Below are 16221 nucleotides of genomic sequence, written 5' to 3'. Positions count from 1 at the left end.
TGCACCCGACACGCCGAGCCAGCCGCCATCCCCTGGCCGATTGATGGCCCGGCGATGCGTGCGCTGCCCTCAGCAACAAATCCGCCCGACCTTGCCATCGTCACCCCGTAGCACGAGCCACCCAGCCATGGGACCCTCTGGCTCGGACCCCTCAGCGGGAGCCCGCGCACCACAGTCACCCTTACGCGAGCACCCCGCATCCACGCCAGCCCCGCCTTGAGCGACCGGGGCCGGCCAACGGCAGCTGGTCAGGCGGCGCCGGGGCCTACGTCGGCAGAGGTCAGCGGATGACGTACCGGCGTGGCGGTTGAGTATTCGTCGGCACCGACGTCGTACGGCGCGGTACGGGTCTGGCCGTCGAGGTCGTCGGTGACCTCGCTGGCGTGGTTGACGCTCGCTGCGTTGATGGCGGCGCTGGCGGACCCTAGCCGGTAGATGCCGTCACCACCCGCAGCCAGCTGAGGGTCTGCTCTGGTGAAGCCGGATGACGGGATGGTTCCGTTGGCGGCGGCGCCCCACAGGATGTTGCCGGAGAAAGTGATGCCTTGCTGATAGGGCAGGTCGGTCAACACACCGCTGGAGCCGACCAGGAGGTTGTCGGTGATCTTGCAGGCTAGGGGTTGGATCGTGCGTTGGCTTTCACCGGCGATTGCCTGGGTGTTGTTGCGGAGGGTGTTGAGGGTGATCGTCACCCGGTCGGGAGCGTCGTTGCCTCGGCGCGACTCCTCCGACTCACCGGGGGTGTGATCGCGTTCGGTGCCGCTGCCGAGGGTGATGCCGGCACTGGCTACGTCGCTGACGTAGTTGTTGACGATCAGATGATCGTTGCCGTAGATGCGGATGCCATTGCCACCAGCAAGCAGATAGTTGCTCTCGACCCGGTTCCCGTTGCCGTGTCGCAGGACGATCCCGCCGGTGGACGAGCGCACCGTGTTGTAGCGGATCGTGTTGCCGGACGACTTCACCGAAATCGCCTCGGGATCGCCGTTCACCCGTTCGAACAAGTTGTACTCGACGGTCGCGTCTGCGGTGGCCAGCGCGCGGCTGCTGACCCCGAGCCGGATCGGCTCACCACCGTTCGAGCCGGTGAACGAGTGATCCCGGAAGTAGTTGCGCAGGATGTAGGTCCGCTGTGCGATCACGTCATCGCCGGACGGGCCGTCAATCACCAGGTAGCAGCCGGCCGTCGACTTGTCATGGAACACGTTCCGGTCGATCTTCACGTCGTTGCCGCGGACGACGACCGAGTGGCCGACGGTCGAGGCGAGCTGAAAGTCGTTGCGGGTCAGCCGGAGCCGGAAGCTGTTGGCCGCCAGATCCAGCGTGGTGGCCTGGCGGAAGCTGAAACCACTGATCGTGACGTACGACGAGTTCGAGAACACGAAGGTCTGGCTGCCGGTCAGCGTCACGCCGCCCCGGGTCTCCGCCTGGATGGTGATCGGCGCCGAACTGGTTCCGTTGCGGCCGGTGATCGTGATCGGCGAGTTCACGGCGTATGTCCCGTTCGCCAGCGTGATCGTAGTACCGGCGGTCGCGGAGTTGATGGCGGACTGAAGCTGGGACAAAGATGTGACCAAGGCAGTCGCCTGAGCGGCCGCCGATCTCGGTCTTGGTATCTGCGAGGCACCGACCGCAGCGACAGCGATGCCGCCGATCAGAAAAGCACGACGATCCATGACAAGTCTCCTCAACCGTTGGGGCGGTACAGCTTCCGGTATTCGCTCGGCGTCACCGAGCTGACTTGACGGAACACCTTGGAGAAGTACGACTGGTCCATCCCGACCTCGGCCGCGATCTCCTCCATCGGCCGGGTGGTCGAGGCGAGCTCGCGCTGCGCCCACTCGATCCGGACCCGTTTGATGTACTGCTTCGGCGACAACCCGAACTCCGTCCGGAACCGCCGGACGAACGTCGCCAGGTCCTGCCCGAACTGCGCGGCCAGCTCCTCGACCGACAACGCCGTGCCGAGGTTCTGCTGGATGTACTGGACGACGCTGGTCTCCTCGGTCTGCTGCTGCGCCAACCGCACCGACCCGGCCGGCGCACTGTCCAGGTAGTGCGCGAACAGCGCGGTCAACGCGGACCGCAACCGCAGCGGCGTCGCCAGACTCGGCGGATCCCGATCGGCAGCGCCGACCTGCTCGAACAGCGTCGCCGCCTCAGCCGGCGCCTTGCTCTGCACGATGTACGGCAACGACAACAGCTCGCCGATGTCCCGGTCGCCGATCAGCGCGGAGAAGTGCAGCCAGTGCTTGCGGAACACGTTGTCGCTGACCGTCTCGTACGACACCGGTACGTCCGCCGGCAGGTAGCAGAGCTCACCCGGCTTCGGGTACAGCTCCTGCTCCCCCACTACCAGCCGGCCCTCGCCTTCGAGGATCAGGTACAGCCGCGAGAACGGATCGGGCTGCAGCGGCCGGGACCATTCGCGGTGAACCTTCGTGATCCTGGCCGCGACGACGAGATCCAGCCGGAGACGGTCCAGATGCGTGCGGATCAACTCGTCCTCCCGCCTGGTGATGGCACTGCGCTCCTGGGTCTTCATCACGCGTTCGGTCCGACCTCGGCCGCCGTGAGCGGGCGCAGTACCGGCCGCCGCCTCGAGTACTCGTCGGCGCCGACGTCGACCCGGCCGGTCCGGCGATCGCCGTCCAGATCGAAGTCGATGTCTCGGTACGACCGACTGGCAGCGTTGATCGCGGGGCTGCCCGCGGTGAGCCGGCGGATCCCGTCCGCTCCCGCCGCCAGCTTCGGATCCGCCCGGTTGAAGCTGCCCGCCGGCGCGTTCCCGTCCGTCGCCGCGCCCCAATGGAGGTTGCCGGACCAGCTGATGCCCTCCTGGAACGGCATGTTCACGTGTTGCCCAGCGTTGTCAGCCACCAAGAGATTGTCCGTGATCCAGCAACCGAGCGGCGGAATGGTCCGATGGCTCTCGCCGCTGATCGCGGTCGTGCTGTCCAGCACGGTGTTCAACGCGATCCGCACCCCGTCCGGCGCGTCGTTGCCACGCCGCGACTCCGGCGTCTCCCCCGGCAGGTGGTCGCGCACGCTCCCGCTGCCCAGCACGATGCCGGAGCCGGCGATCCGCTCGAGGTAGTTGTTCACGATCCAGTGGTCGTTGCCGTAGATCCGGATCCCGTTCTTGCCGTCCAGCAGATAGTTGCCTTCGATCCAGTTCGCGTTGCCGTGCCGCAGCACGATCCCGCCGAGGCTGTCGCGGATCGTGTTGTGCCGGATGATGTTGCCGGTCGACTTCACCGAGATCGCTTCCGGGTCGCCGTTGGCGCGCTCGAACAGGTTGAACTCGACCACCGCACTGGCCTTCGACAACGCGCGCGGGCTGACTCCGAGCCGGATCGGCTCACCACCGTTGTCGCCGGGGAAGCTGTGGTCGCTGAAGTGGTTGCGATAGATGTGGACGCCGGTGGCCATCTCATCGGTCCCGGCGCCTTCGACCCCGAGGAAGATGCCCAGCGTCGTCTTGCCGTGGAACGCGTTGTGATCGATCGTCGAGTGGTCGGCACGGACCATCAGCCAGTGCAGGCCCTCGATGTCGGCCAACTGGAAGTCGTTCCGGGTGAGCCGGATCCGCCGGCAGTCCGGCGGGAGGTCCAGCGTGGTGCTCTGCCGGAACCCAAACCCACTGAGGGTGATGTCCGACGACCCGGTCAGCACGAAACTCTGCTCACCGGTCAGCACCACCCCACCCGGCGACTCGGCCCGGATGGTGATCGGCACACCGGGTGCGCCACGTTTGCCGGTGATCGCGATCGGCGCTCCGGCCGGCACGGGATAGTGGCCGTCGGCAACGGTGATGACGGTGCCCGGTACGGCGGTGCCGAGCGCGCGCCGCAATTCGTCCAGCGTACGGACGTACCGGCGATCGCGGCGGTGGGCGATGGCGGGCAGCGTGCCGGTCATGGAGACACCTGCCACTCCGGCGGCTGTGCCGACGGCGAGAAACGTACGGCGATTCATGAGTTCTCCCCAGAGGCGGTTGGGTCGAGGAACAGTTCGATGACCGGTACAGCGACCTCGGGACGGCGTACCGGGAGTTGGAGCGTCAGGGTTCCGGGCGGCTGGCCGCCGGGCTGGGTGTGCTCGGCGATGCGACTCGGGTCGGGCTCGATCAGGTGGATCTCGGACGCGTCCGAGAGCAGCTGCGCGTAGCGGACCCGGCCGGCCAGGTCAGGCAGGTGAACGTGCTTGAAGGGCCAGCTGAACAAGTGCAGATAGAGCCGGTCGCCGTTCTGGGTGTAGCGGCAATCGGGCGGAGCGACGTACTGCGAAGCACCCGCACCCCGGATCGACCGCTCGTGCAGATGCACCCAATCGCCGATCGCGGCGAGAGTTGCTTCAGCGATCGGATCGATCAGCCCTCGGCCGGTCGGTCCGACGTTGAGCAGCAGGTTGCCGTCCTTCGCGACGCCGTCGATCAACATCCGGACGAGCAGATCGGGACTCTTGTAGTCGAAGTTGTCCCGGTCGTAGCCCCAGCTCCCGTTGAGCGTCTGGCACGCCTCCCACGCGATCGGCCCGTCCGGACCTTCCATCGGACCGGCCGGCTGGTACTGCTCCGGCGTCACGAAGTCACCGGGCAGCCCGGTGCGATCGTTGACCAGGATGTCGGGCTGCAGTTCGCGGACCATCGCGAGCAACTCCTCGGAACCCCAGTCCTCAGCGCCCTTGCCGCCCCACATGTCCGGGCGGCCGGCGTACGAGAAGTCGAAGAAGAGGTAGTCGATCTGCCCGAAGTCGGTCAGCAGCTCCCTGACCTGACCGTGCAGATACTTCCGGTACTCCGCGATGTCACGCCCGGCCGCCTGCGCCTTCGCCTCCTCGTCATCACGCTGCGGATGCACGGCGTCGATCGGGAACGACGGGTGATGCCAGTCGATCAGCGAATGGTAGAAACCGACCCTGAGTCCCTCGGCCCGGCACGCCTCGACGAACGGCTGCAGCAGGTCGCGGCCGTACGGGGTGTTGGTCACCTTGTACTCGGTCAGCGCGCTGTCCCACAGGCAGAAGCCGTCGTGGTGCTTGGTCGTCAGTACGACGTACCGCATCCCGGCCCGTCTCGCCGACTTCGCCCACTCACGCGGGTCGTACAGATCGGGGTCGAAGCGTTCGAAGTACCGGTCGTACTGCGCATCCGTCATCCGCTCGCGGTTCTTCACCCACTCGTGCCGGGCCGGCAGCGCGTACAGGCCCCAGTGGACGAACATGCCGAACCGGTCGTGCCGGAACCACTCCTTGGACATCTCGCATCAGCCTTTCAGGGCGCCGGCGGTCAGGCCGCGGGCGAAGGAACGCTGGAACAACAGGAACACCACTACCGATGGAAGCAGAGCGAGCAAAGACGCGGCCATCACCACACCAGGCGTGACGACCGGGTCGATCCGCAGCGTCCGCAGCGCCAACGGCAACGTGTAGGCGTTCGAATTGGTTGCCACCAGCAACGGCAGCAGGTACTGGTCCCAGATCATCGTGAAGCCGAACACGCCGATCACGCCGAGGGCCGGCTTGCACAACGGCAGGATGATCTGCGCGAAGATCCGGAACTCGCCGGCGCCGTCGATCCGGGCCGCCTCCTCCAGCTCGGGTGGCACATCCTTCATGAATTCGGTCATCACCAGGATCGAGAATGCCCACGCACCGAGCGGCACGATCATCCCGGCCAGCGTGCCCATCAGGTTGAGATGGACGAGCGGCAGGTCGGCGAGGACGAGTGTCAACGGCAGCGCGAGGATCTCCTCGGGCAACATCATCGTGGCGAGGATCGCGACCATCACCAGGGTCATGAAGCGGAACTTCTTGCGGGCCAGGGCGTAGCCCGCAAGAACGGAGACCGCGACCTGGAGCAGCAGCCCGAAGCCGACGACGAAGAACGAGTTCGCCAGATAGCGCAGTACGCCGTGGTCGAACGCGACCCGGAAGTTGTCCAGCGTCGGGCTCTTCGGGATGATGCTCAGCTGCGTCGGGTCGGACACGTGGTTGAACGAACTGACCAGCAGCGCGAGCAACGGACCGGCGAAGACGACGAACAGTCCGGCGTAGACGACGAACTTGATGGCTTTTGCGACCGGCCCTGTTCTCTCGGTGAGGCCGAGGGCGGTCTCGGTGGCGGCGCTCATGCGGTTCTCCTTCTGCGCAGGAGCTGGACGCACACGGTCAGGACGAGGGTGGCGACGAACAGCAGTACTGCGCCGGCCGAGCCCACGCCGAGCCGGTTCTGTTCCAGCCCCAGCTTGTAGATCAGCGTCATCACGACCTCGGTCGATCCGTTCGGGCCGCCGTTGGTCAGCAGGAAGACCTCGGTGAAGCTACGGAATCCGCGCACTGCGGCTAGTACGAAGAGAATCGCGAACACCGGTCGCAGTCCGGGCAGCGTGACGTGCAGGATCCGTTGCCTGGTCGACGCGCCGTCGACGGTCGCCGCCTCGTACAGGCCGCGGTCGATGCCCGCCAGCCCGGCCAGGAAGATCATCATGTCGTACGGCGCACCCCGCCAGATCCCCGTGACAGCGATCGATGCGAGCGAGGTGTCCGGGTCGTTGATGAACCCCGACGGACCGAGCCCGATCAGCCCGAGCAACTGGTTGAGCAGGCCGTCGCTCGTGGGGTGGTACATGATCCGCCAGAGCTCGGCGACCACCGCGAGCGGCACCACGACCGGCAGGAACGCCGCCGATCGGATGAAGGTGAGCTTGCGGGTCTGGCCCTCCACCAGCAGGGCCAGCCCGAAACCGAGCACCATCGAGCCGAACGTCTGGCCGATCGCCAGCACGATGGTGTTGCCCATCGCCGACCGGAAGCTGTCCGACGAGAGGATCTCGCTGTAGTTCGCCGTACCGACCCAGGTGTTGCCGAGGTAGGGCCGGACCTCCTGCACGGACATCGAGACGGCCTGGGCCATCGGGATGAACTTGAAGTACAGGAAGAGGATCAGCGCCGGGGCGAGGAACAGCCACGGGACCCACCACTGGCCGCTTCTCCTTCTGGGCTTGGCGGTCTGCCCATGCTGCCTGGGCGCTGCTCTCGGTGGAGCAGCTTCTTTCACGCTCACGATGCGCCGACGCCTTGCTTGCTGAGGGCGGCGGAGAGCTTGCCGTCGAGGGTTGACATCTCGGTCTCGAGGTTCAGCCCGCAGTCGGCGATCAGGGCGTTGATGGTGTCGGCCGAGTCCTGGCGGATGGGCGTCCAGTTCGGGATCGACGGCGCGTACCGGGCGTGGTCGCGGTAGACGTCGGCGTACACCTTCCACCGCGGGTCGTCGCGGACCGTGGTGACGTCGACGGACTTGTTGACCGGCAGCTGGACGCTGAAAGCCTTGTCACCCTCCATGCCGAGCTTCTGCCCTTCGGGCGAGATCACGTAGGAGGCGAAGGAGTTCTGCGCGGCCTCGTTGGCGGAGCCGGCCATCAGGTAGACGCTGCCGCCCTCGGCGAGCACCGTCGAGTCCTTCGCGCCCTTCGGCATCGGTACGACCTCGTACTTGTCCTTGCCGAGCGACTTGTCGAAGCGCGGCATCAGGTACGGGCCAACGACGTACATGCCGGTCTTGCCCGCCTCGAAGGTCTCGTTGGTCGGCGGCGTGTCCATCGTCGCGGCACCCGGCTGGATGACCTTGTCGGTGCAGGCCAGGTCGCGGAACCACTTCACCGCGGCTGTCGACTCCGGCGTCGACATCGCCGGCTTGTAGTGGCCGTCGGGCTGCTTCGCGATGAAGTCGCCGCCGGCGGCCCAGAGGAAGTTGGAGAAGTACCAGGACGCGTACCCACGCTTGGTGGACCCGGGAACGGCCAGCCCGTACGTGTCGCTCTTGCCGTTGCCATCCGGGTCCTGGGTGGTGAACGCCTTCGCCAGAGCGGTGAACTGCTCCCAGGTCTTCGGGACGGGGAGGCCGGTCTTGGCCCGCCAGTCCTTGCGGATCAGGAGTGCGCTCGCCTGCGCGGAGTACGGAACGCCGTAGACCTTGCCGTCACCGGCCTTGGCGGATGACAGCGCGGACTCGAGCAGCTGATCGGTCCCCGGCACCTTGCTCAGGTCGACCTCGCGGACGATCCCCTGGCTGACCATCGTGCCGAGCTGGGACGAGTCGTTCATGACGATGTCCGGCAGATCCTTCTGCGCGGCCCGCTGCGACAGCTTCGTCTCGAAGTCGTCGAAGATCGCGGTCACCTGGATTTTCTGGCCAGTCTTCGCCTCGAACGCGGCGGCGAGCTTCTTCATCCCCTTCTCGCCGTCCCCACCCGGCGTCGTCCGCGTCCACAACTCCAGCGGAGCCTTCGAGTCCTGCTCCACCTTGGGCGCCCCACTGGTGCCACAACCACCCACCACCAGCACCGCCCCCATCCCGAGAGCAACCCACGTCAACGCCTTACCCATGCCGTCTTCTCCTGTCGACGAAGAGGCGATTTGTACTTTTTGCGCCTCATTTCGTCGCAAGATAGCGCTTTCCAAGCTAGCCCGTCAATGACCCATCAGCCGGCAGGTACTCCCCACGCCGGCGCCACGCTCACTCCTGCGTCGCTCACCCGGCGCTGAGCTCCCACCCACCCCGGGCGCTGCGCGCGAGCACCGGCTGCGCCGCAGTGCGCTACGCGCGAGATGTGGGCTGCGCCCATGCGTGCGGGCTACGCCCATGCCTGTATGCGCTCTGCGTTGAGCTCCGACCCAACCCGGGCGTGGGCTCCTCCGTCGCCCACTTGGGTGAAAGCACCGTGGTCAGGTGGCCGGTCGCCGCGCCACAGTCGGCGTCGAGCACGTGAGCGGCGGCCAGGCTGGCCTGCGTCCGGGCATCCCGGCCGAACCAGGCGTGAGCTGGCGTCGCAGGGTGGGTCGACCGGCGTCGAGGCAGCCGGCCTGGGGTCGGGCACTCCGGGCCAGCCAAGCGACGGACCGGCGTAGCAGGAGTCGCCGGTGTGAGGGATCGCTGTGCTGGGCTCAGCCTTTTCGTGGGTGGGATCGCAGATCGTGGGTGGGGTCGATGCCCGCACGCATTGGCGCCAACCCGCGACTCGCGCGCAGCGCAAACTACGGGCGAAGCCCGCACCTCGCGCGTAGCGCATGCGGCGCAGCCGGTCCTCGCACACAAAGGGCGAAGCGCGCCCGGATCGCGCGTAGCGCAAGGGGTGGGTGGGAGCTCAGCGCCGGGTGAGCGACGGAGGAGCGAGCGTGGCGCCGGCGTGGGGATTACTGGGTTAGCGAGATGGCGAACGGTTTGAATCCGGTGGCGCGAATGACGTGGGGCACGAAGAGGATGGCGGCTTCGGTGGCTCGTGCGGTTTGGATGCCGCCTAGGTCGGTGATCCAAGCGTCTTGCCAGCCAAGGGATGTGAGCAACTCGCGGACGGATTCTTTCGCGACCGCGTCGTCGCCTGAGAGGAAGACCGACGGTGCCACACCGAGCATGGTCGGGGCGGTCATCACCGGGTAGAGCATGGTGTTGAGGGTCTTGACGACGCGGGTGCCGGGTAGCGCTTCCTGGAGTTGTTCCGCGAGGCTCGAGCCGGGGTAGAGCAAGTCCGCCGGTAGGCCGTCCGGGCCGTCGGTCGAGGCGTTGGAGACGTCGATGAGGAGCTTGCCGTCCAGGTCCCCGCGCAAGGCGGTCAGGCGTTCGAGTGACCCCGCGCCAGGGGTCGCGTTGATGACGATGTCGGACGTACGGATGGCTGAGGCGGCGGCTCCCGACGTACGGTCTGCGGTTGTCACCTCGTGACCGCCTTTCCTGAACGCTGCGGCGAGGTTGCTGCCTACGCGGCCGTTTCCTAGTACTGCGATCTTGGTCATCGATTGCCTTTCAGTGGGAGAGAGTTGCGACGGCTTCGGTGTGTACGCCGGGGGCGGCGGCCAGGAAGGAATCGCTGGCCGGAGTCCAAGGACGTCCCTCGGCATCGGAGATCAATCCGCCGGCCTCGGTGACGAGCAACGCACCCGGCAGCAAATCGGCACGCGCGCCGGCGTACTGCCAGAACGCGTCGATGCGGCCAGCCGCCACATTCACCAGGTGCAGGGTCGCCGGTACCGAGGTACGCACAACAAGTGCGTCGTGAAGCATCGCCGTGATCGAAGCGCCGACCCGCTCGGTGACCGCGAGAGCCTCGTCCGGCCTGGCCTGGCTGGTTGCGACGACGCTGAGTCCGAGGCTCGGTGTGGCAGAGACGTGGAGCGGCTGGCCGTTGAGGTGGGCGCCGCCACCCGCGACGGCGGTGTAGGTGTCCCCGGTCAGCGGGACGTGGACGACGGTCAGTACCGGTTGGTTGTCGCGCACGAGGGTCGCGGTGACCGCCCACTCGGGGATGCCGCGCAAGTGGTTGACGTTGCCCTCCGCCGGATCCACGACCCACCATTCGCCGGCCGGCAACGCTCCGCCGTCGAGTTCTTCCTCCACCCAACGGGCGTCGGGACGCAGCTCGGTCAGGCGTGGCCGCAGGACCGACAGAGCCGCCTCATCGTTGGCGGCGAGCGCGCTCATCAGCTGGTCGAACGTCTCGTACCGGACAACCGGGCCGAAGCGGTCGAGCAACTCGGAGCCGGCCGATCGCACCGCCTGCGCGGCGGTGTTCAGGAGCTCATCAGTGGTCATGCTTCGACGGTAGGTACGCCGTGGATTAACAGCAAATGCATGCCAGGCACGGCTAACATTACTCCCATGCAACTGGATTTGAACCTGCTCGCCGCGCTCGACGCCCTGCTCGAAGAAGGCAGCGTGCAGGCGGCCGCCGATCGCACCCACGTCACCGCCCCCGCGATGAGCCGGAGCCTGGGCCGGATCCGGCGGACGACCGGGGACCAGATCCTGGTCCGCACCGGCCGCACGATGACTCCGACGCCGTACGCGATCGCCGTCCGGGAGCAGGTACACGAACTGCTTCAGCAGGTCCAAGGCGTGCTGGCGCCGAGTCGCGAGCTCGACCTGGCGACGCTCGACCGCACCTTCACCCTGCGCTGGCACGACTCACTGGTCGCCGCTGCCGGGCCCACACTCCTCAAGAATGTGCGCGAGCAAGCGCCCGGCGTACGGCTGCGGTTCATCGCGGAGTCGAGCGGCGACACCCCCGAACTCCGCCGCGGCGAGGTCGACCTGGAGGCCAACGCCAACCACGCTCCTGCGCCCGACATCCGCACCGAACTGGTTGCCGCCGACATCCATCACGTCGTCGCCGTACGCCGGAACCACCCGCTCACCCGACGCAAGACGATCACCGCCGCCCAGTACGCCGCAGCCGAACACCTCACCATCTCCCGCCGCGGCCGCCTCACCGACGCCATCGACGACGTATTGGCGCAAGGCGGGCTCAGCCGACAGGTGGTCGCGTCCGCGGCGACCGAAGGCGCCGCGTTCGCGATCATCCGTACTACCGACCTGCTGGTCACCGTGCCCGAGCTGACCGCAAGCACGGCAGCCGAGGACCTCGCCCTACTCCCTCTGCCGCTGGACACACCACCGGCAGCGGTCTACCTCTCCTGGCACCAGCGCTACGACACCGACCGAGCCCACACCTGGCTACGAGACCTAGCCCGCTCAGCCCTGCAATCAGCTAGCGACTAGAGAAGCCCCGAGCGTGGGCCGACGGCGTCAGCGCGTAGACGGCGTCGCACCTGGGTTGCGGCCGCCGAAGCCGGTCTCGCCTTCGCGGACCGTACGAGCGGTGAGAGTCCCGTCCGTGGTCTCGCCGCTGACGATGACCTGCTGCCCGGCCTTGAGGTCTGCAGCAGTTCCCTGCGCCGTCGTCGTGATCGCGGTGTCGCCGGTCAGCTTGATCGTCACATCGCCGCTCTGCGTCTTGACCACCAACTCGGAACTGCTCGCGGACACGACAGTACCGATCGCCGCACTCCCCTGCCCGCCACCAGGACCTTGCCCCTGACCACGGAACCCTCCATATCCACCAGCGCCGGCTCCAGGACCGCGTGTCCCGGCCGCGGCCGTCGCCGGAGTGTCCTTGGCGAAGGCCGCATGCAACCCGGCACCACCGGCAAGGCCGATCGCCAGGACGACCACGCCGGCCAGTACGGCCGTTGCCGCAGGCAAGTTCAGTGTCTTCTTCGGTTTCAGCGCTTCGCCGACCTCTTCGTCGGTACCGATTTGCGCGAACTCGTCATCGGGGTGGGGCGTGCTCATGGTGAGTCCTTCTCGTGGGTAGCGGAGTTATTCGTGGCGGAGTGCATCGATGGGACGGAGACCGGCGGCCCGGTGCGCGGGCATGCTGCCGAAGAACAGACCGACGGCTGCGGAGACGCCGAAGGCGAGCGCGATCGAGGAAGGCACCAGCACCGGCTGTACTCCGGCCAGCTGGAACCGGCTGATGATCAGCGCGGCGATCACACCGACCGCCCCACCGATCAGGCTGAGCAGCGTCGCCTCGATCAGGAACTGCCCGAGGATCGTCCGCCGCCGGGCGCCGAGCGCCTTGCGGATGCCGATCTCGCGGGTCCGCTCGGTGACCGTGACGAGCATGATGTTGGTGACGCCGATCCCGCCGACGATCAGGCTGATCGCGGCCACGGTGGCCAGCAGCGCGGTGAACGTCGCCGCCGTGTCCTGGCTGGTCTGCAGGATCTGCGCCGAGTTCGTGATCCGGAACGGCGAAGTCGTTGTCGCAGGCACCTGATGCCTTGCCGTCAGCAACTGAGTCACCTCGGCCTGCGCGGTGTCGACCTTGTCCTTGTCCGCGGCCTGGATCACGATCTGCGAGAGCGCGCCGTACCCGGCCTGGGTCGCCCGCAACGTACTGATCGGCAAGATCACCGTCGCATTCGGATCGGTGAACCCAACAGTGTCCTTGGACGCCAGGACCCCCAGTACTACGAAGTCCACCGCCCCCAACTTCACCGTCTGCCCAACAGCCGTCGCCGGCCGACCGAACAACTCAGTCGCCGCCGTCTGGCCCAGCAACGCAACGCGTTGGGTGGTATCAACATCCTGCTGCGTGAACGCCCGACCATTGCCCACCGGCGTATTGGTCGCCGGCATGTATGTCGGCGTCGTCCCGATCACCTGCCCAACGGTGTAACTCACATCGCCATTGGTCGCCGTAGTCCCCGAGCTGGTCATCACCGGCGCAACCGCAGCCACATCGGGCGCCAGCCGATGGTCGGCCAACGCCTCGGCGTCAGCCATCGTCAAGCTGTACTGCTGAGCCGAAGGACCAGCCTGCCCGCGCGCGAATCCCCCGCCACCACCGGTGGTCGAGACGGTCAGCAGGTTGGTCCCCATCGCCTCCAGCCGATCCTGCACGGCCTTGCCAGAACCGTTGCCGACAGCAATCAGCACGATGACGGCACCGACCCCGATCGCGACCCCGAGCACGGTGAGCAGAGAGCGCATCTTGTTGGCGCCGAGACCACGCAGCGCAGCCCCGAACAGGTCACGAGGCGACATCAGCCGGTCACCTCGTCGGCGACGATCCGCCCGTCCGCGACCCGGATCAGCCGCCGCGCCCGCCGCGCCACCTCGTCCTCGTGGGTGATCACCACGACGGTCCGGCCCTCGGCGTTCAGCTCGTCGAACATGCCCAGTACTTCGTCCGTCGAGTGCGCGTCCAGGTTGCCGGTCGGCTCGTCGGCGAGCAGGATCCGCGGCCCGGTCGCCAGCGCCCGCGCGATCGCGACCCGCTGCTGCTGACCGCCGGACAACTCGTTCGGCCGATGGTCCTCGCGATCCGACAACCCGACCAGCTCCAGCGCCCGGCGCGCCCGACGTCGACGATCGGCCTTCTTCAGGTGCGCATAGGTCAGCGGCAGTTCCACGTTCGCCAGCGCCGAGGTCCGCGGGATCAGATTGAACGACTGGAAGATGAACCCGATCTTGCGCCCGCGTACGAGCGCCTGTTGGTCCTCCGACAGCCGGGCCACGTCGCGCCCGTCCAGCCAGTACTCACCCCGGCTCGGTACGTCGAGGCAGCCGAGGATGTTCATCAGGGTCGACTTGCCCGACCCGGACGATCCCATCACTGCGACGTACTCGCCGGCATCCACCCGGAGCGACACGCCACGCAACGCGTGCACAGCGGTCTCGCCCGCGCCGTACGTCTTGGTGACGCCCCGGATCTCGATCAGGCCATCACCGGCCACGGTTCGCCCCCGCACCAGTACCCGCGCCAGCGCCGGTCCCGGCACCCGGGAACTGCCCGGTACCGCCGCCAGGGAACTGTCCCGTCCCACCGGCACCGGCCCGACCCTGGCCAGTACCAGCTGTGCCGATCGCCCCCTGAATCAGCTCGATCTGATCGCCCTCGTCGAGCCCCTCGGTGATCTGCGTAAAGCTTCCGCCCTGGACTCCGATCTGCACCTCACGGCTGCCCGCGCCGTTGGCCATCGTCACCGTGTGCGTGGTGCCACTCGTCACGATCGCCGTGCTCGGCACGTACAGCACGTTCGTAGCCTTGGCCGTCTGCACGGTCACATTCGCGGTCTGCCCGATCCGCGCCGTCGCCGGCACCTTCGCCAGCGTGAAGGTCGCGGAGTACGAGACCACGCCGTTCGTCGTGGTGGGCGTCGGCGAGACCGAGGTCAGCGTCGCCGTGAGGGTGCTGCCCGGCTCGGCGTTGAGCGTCACCGTGGCGGCCTGCTTGGCCTTGATCTTCACCGCGTCGGCCTCGGGGAAGGACGCCACGACCTGGAGCGTCTTGAGATCGGAGATGTCGACGAAGCCGGTACCGGCCGCAGTGCTCGACGACGTGCTCGAGCTGCCGCCTGTCGCCGCGCCTTGCCCGGTCGTACCGGTCGAGCCCGTCGAACCCGAACCGCTCGAGCCACCGGCGACAGAGCCGACCGACCCGTTGATCGCGGTGATGGTGCCCGCGATCGGCGCCTTCAGCGTGGTGGCGGCGACGTCGGACTGCGCGGCCTCGAGGTTCTGGTCGGCCTGCTCCTTGTCGGCCTTTGCCCGGGCCAGGCTCGCCTCCGCGTTCGACACCGCGACCTCGGGGCTCTGACCTTGGCCCTGCGTCTGAGTTTGGGTCTGGGTCTGCTCACCCGGGGTCGGCGTGGGCGTCGGCTCGGCCGCTGCTTCGTCAGCGGCTTCCTTCGCGTCCTCAGCGTCGTCCAGGGTCTCCTGGGCGGCGGTCACGGAGTTCGCCGCCGCGATCTGGTTCTGCTCGGCGATCCGTACTTCGCGCTCCGCGGCCGCCGGATCGATCCGTGCGATCGCCGCGCCCTTGGCGACCACCTGGCCGACCTTCACCAGGACCGCCGTCACCGTGCCCGAGGTCGCGAACTGCGGGGACGCGGTCTGCGAGCTCTGCAAAGTACCGCTCGAACTCACCCCCGCTGTCACGTCGCCGCGCGCGACGGCCACCGTCGGGCGGGTGGTCCCGGCCGCTTGCGACTCGCCGCGGAAGAAAAGCAGATAGGCAGCTGTTGCAATGGCCAGGACGATGGCCACCAGGGCAACGTTCAGCATGCTGAGTCCACGGAGTTTGTGCCGTGGGAGGAGACTGGCTTTGGTCACGGACGCAGACGCTAGGGCTCGTTACTGAGGAATGGATCGGGCCTTCCTGGCAACTGGCTGTGAAGATCAGGCGGCGCGATCTCTGTGTCCTGCGACACACAGTGATTCGTGAACACCTGATGACAGGGCGTGATGACGGTGCTGTCAGGTGCGTACCTGGAGCTCGGGCATGCCAAAATGGGAATGATCCGGGTCGGCCGACCGTTGTCTCGGATGACGAATCTCGGAGGTTTGACATGTCTAATCGCGTTCTGCGTGGTTCGGGGCTGGGTGGGGTCAGCTTCGAGGATGACCGCGGCGTCGAGTTCGCGCCGCGTCAGATGATCACTTACGACTGCCCCCGTGGGCACGTGGTCGAGGTCACGATGGCGCACGACGCCGAGGTGCCCGCGATCTGGGAGTGCCCTCACTGCGGCAGCGAGGCCGCCCGCTCGACCGGTGAGAAGCCGGAGCCGAAGCAGGAGAAGCCGGCCCGGACGCACTGGGACATGCTGCGCGAGCGTCGCAGCATCTCCGAACTGGAGGAACTGCTCGCCGAGCGCGTGGCGTTGCTCCGGTCCGGCGAGATCGGCCCGGCGCACCTGCACCGCGCCCCTCGTGCGACTGGCAAGCGCAGCGCCTGACGTAACACCGAACGGGCCGTCACCACATCAGTGGTGACGGCCCGTTCGTCATGTCTGGCCGCATCCGGTCAGTCCGGAGCGGTGTCTTGTCCGCGCCTCCGGCCGCACCTAGGTTTCTCGCTGAAACGATTCAGGTTCCAG

The 16221-nt window shown here is 67.3% G+C and carries 15 protein-coding genes; 2 read left to right on the top strand and 13 right to left on the bottom strand.

The window, feature by feature from the left end; translation table 11 throughout:
* Positions 1-248 precede the first annotated feature (248 nt).
* The 9 genes from OHA70_RS30920 to OHA70_RS30880 form a co-directional block, all read right to left on the bottom strand.
* Complete coding sequence (locus OHA70_RS30920) at positions 249-1676, bottom strand: polysaccharide lyase 6 family protein (protein WP_328323516.1); 1428 nt, start codon at positions 1674-1676, stop codon at positions 249-251.
* 11 nt (positions 1677-1687) lie between these two features.
* On the bottom strand, positions 1688-2545 hold the full coding sequence (locus tag OHA70_RS30915; protein ID WP_328323514.1) for an AraC family transcriptional regulator: 858 nt from the start codon (positions 2543-2545) through the stop codon (positions 1688-1690).
* On the bottom strand, positions 2545-3978 hold the full coding sequence (locus tag OHA70_RS30910) for a polysaccharide lyase 6 family protein (RefSeq protein ID WP_328323512.1): 1434 nt from the start codon (positions 3976-3978) through the stop codon (positions 2545-2547). The genes OHA70_RS30915 and OHA70_RS30910 overlap by 1 nt, the downstream gene beginning before the upstream one ends.
* Positions 3975-5261 carry an alpha-L-fucosidase gene (locus OHA70_RS30905; RefSeq protein ID WP_328323510.1) on the bottom strand — a complete coding sequence of 429 codons (1287 nt, stop codon included), beginning with the start codon at positions 5259-5261 and terminating at the stop codon, positions 3975-3977. The genes OHA70_RS30910 and OHA70_RS30905 overlap by 4 nt, the downstream gene beginning before the upstream one ends.
* A 6-nt stretch (positions 5262-5267) precedes the next feature.
* The gene (locus OHA70_RS30900) at positions 5268-6134 is read right to left on the bottom strand and encodes a carbohydrate ABC transporter permease (RefSeq protein ID WP_328323508.1); all 867 of its coding nucleotides are present in this window, start codon (positions 6132-6134) and stop codon (positions 5268-5270) included.
* Positions 6131-7066, bottom strand: coding sequence for a carbohydrate ABC transporter permease (locus OHA70_RS30895; protein WP_328323506.1), 936 nt, complete (start codon positions 7064-7066; stop codon positions 6131-6133). Before OHA70_RS30895 ends, OHA70_RS30900 begins: the two co-directional genes overlap by 4 nt.
* Complete coding sequence (locus OHA70_RS30890; RefSeq protein WP_328323504.1) at positions 7063-8388, bottom strand: sugar ABC transporter substrate-binding protein; 1326 nt, start codon at positions 8386-8388, stop codon at positions 7063-7065. The genes OHA70_RS30895 and OHA70_RS30890 overlap by 4 nt, the downstream gene beginning before the upstream one ends.
* Before the next feature lie 807 nt (positions 8389-9195).
* Entirely contained in the window at positions 9196-9714 is a 519-nt protein-coding gene (locus tag OHA70_RS30885) for an NADPH-dependent F420 reductase (RefSeq protein ID WP_328323502.1), read from the bottom strand.
* A gap of 88 nt (positions 9715-9802) precedes the next feature.
* The gene (locus OHA70_RS30880) at positions 9803-10588 is read right to left on the bottom strand and encodes an inositol monophosphatase family protein (RefSeq protein ID WP_328323500.1); all 786 of its coding nucleotides are present in this window, start codon (positions 10586-10588) and stop codon (positions 9803-9805) included.
* Between the two features lie 66 nt (positions 10589-10654).
* Here OHA70_RS30880 and OHA70_RS30875 point away from each other — a divergent pair, with 66 nt between their 5' ends.
* On the top strand, positions 10655-11554 hold the full coding sequence (locus OHA70_RS30875) for a LysR family transcriptional regulator (protein WP_328323498.1): 900 nt from the start codon (positions 10655-10657) through the stop codon (positions 11552-11554).
* Positions 11555-11581: 27 nt separating this feature from the next.
* Here OHA70_RS30875 and OHA70_RS30870 read toward each other — a convergent pair whose 3' ends face one another.
* The 4 genes from OHA70_RS30870 to OHA70_RS30855 are packed head-to-tail and all read right to left on the bottom strand — an operon-like array spanning position 11582 to position 15457.
* A complete protein-coding gene (locus tag OHA70_RS30870) occupies positions 11582-12127 on the bottom strand; it encodes a hypothetical protein (RefSeq protein ID WP_328323497.1) in 546 nt (181 codons plus the stop codon).
* Positions 12128-12154: 27 nt separating this feature from the next.
* On the bottom strand, positions 12155-13387 hold the full coding sequence (locus OHA70_RS30865; protein ID WP_328323495.1) for an ABC transporter permease: 1233 nt from the start codon (positions 13385-13387) through the stop codon (positions 12155-12157).
* Positions 13387-14079 (bottom strand): ABC transporter ATP-binding protein, encoded by a 693-nt coding sequence (locus OHA70_RS30860; protein WP_328323493.1) that lies wholly within the window; start codon positions 14077-14079, stop codon positions 13387-13389. The genes OHA70_RS30865 and OHA70_RS30860 overlap by 1 nt, the downstream gene beginning before the upstream one ends.
* Positions 14069-15457 (bottom strand): efflux RND transporter periplasmic adaptor subunit, encoded by a 1389-nt coding sequence (locus OHA70_RS30855; protein WP_328323491.1) that lies wholly within the window; start codon positions 15455-15457, stop codon positions 14069-14071. The genes OHA70_RS30860 and OHA70_RS30855 overlap by 11 nt, the downstream gene beginning before the upstream one ends.
* 236 nt (positions 15458-15693) lie before the next feature.
* On the opposite strand from OHA70_RS30855, the gene OHA70_RS30850 reads away from it, so the two are divergent.
* The gene (locus tag OHA70_RS30850; RefSeq protein ID WP_328323489.1) at positions 15694-16080 is read left to right on the top strand and encodes an RNA polymerase-binding protein RbpA; all 387 of its coding nucleotides are present in this window, start codon (positions 15694-15696) and stop codon (positions 16078-16080) included.
* The last annotated feature ends 141 nt before the right edge of the window (positions 16081-16221 follow it).

Origin of the sequence: Kribbella sp. NBC_00382, from assembly GCF_036067295.1 — a bacterium.
Taxonomy (GTDB): domain Bacteria; phylum Actinomycetota; class Actinomycetes; order Propionibacteriales; family Kribbellaceae; genus Kribbella.
The sequence above is the reverse complement of the archived record's forward strand: the minus strand, read 5'-3'. Positions and strand labels throughout refer to the sequence as shown.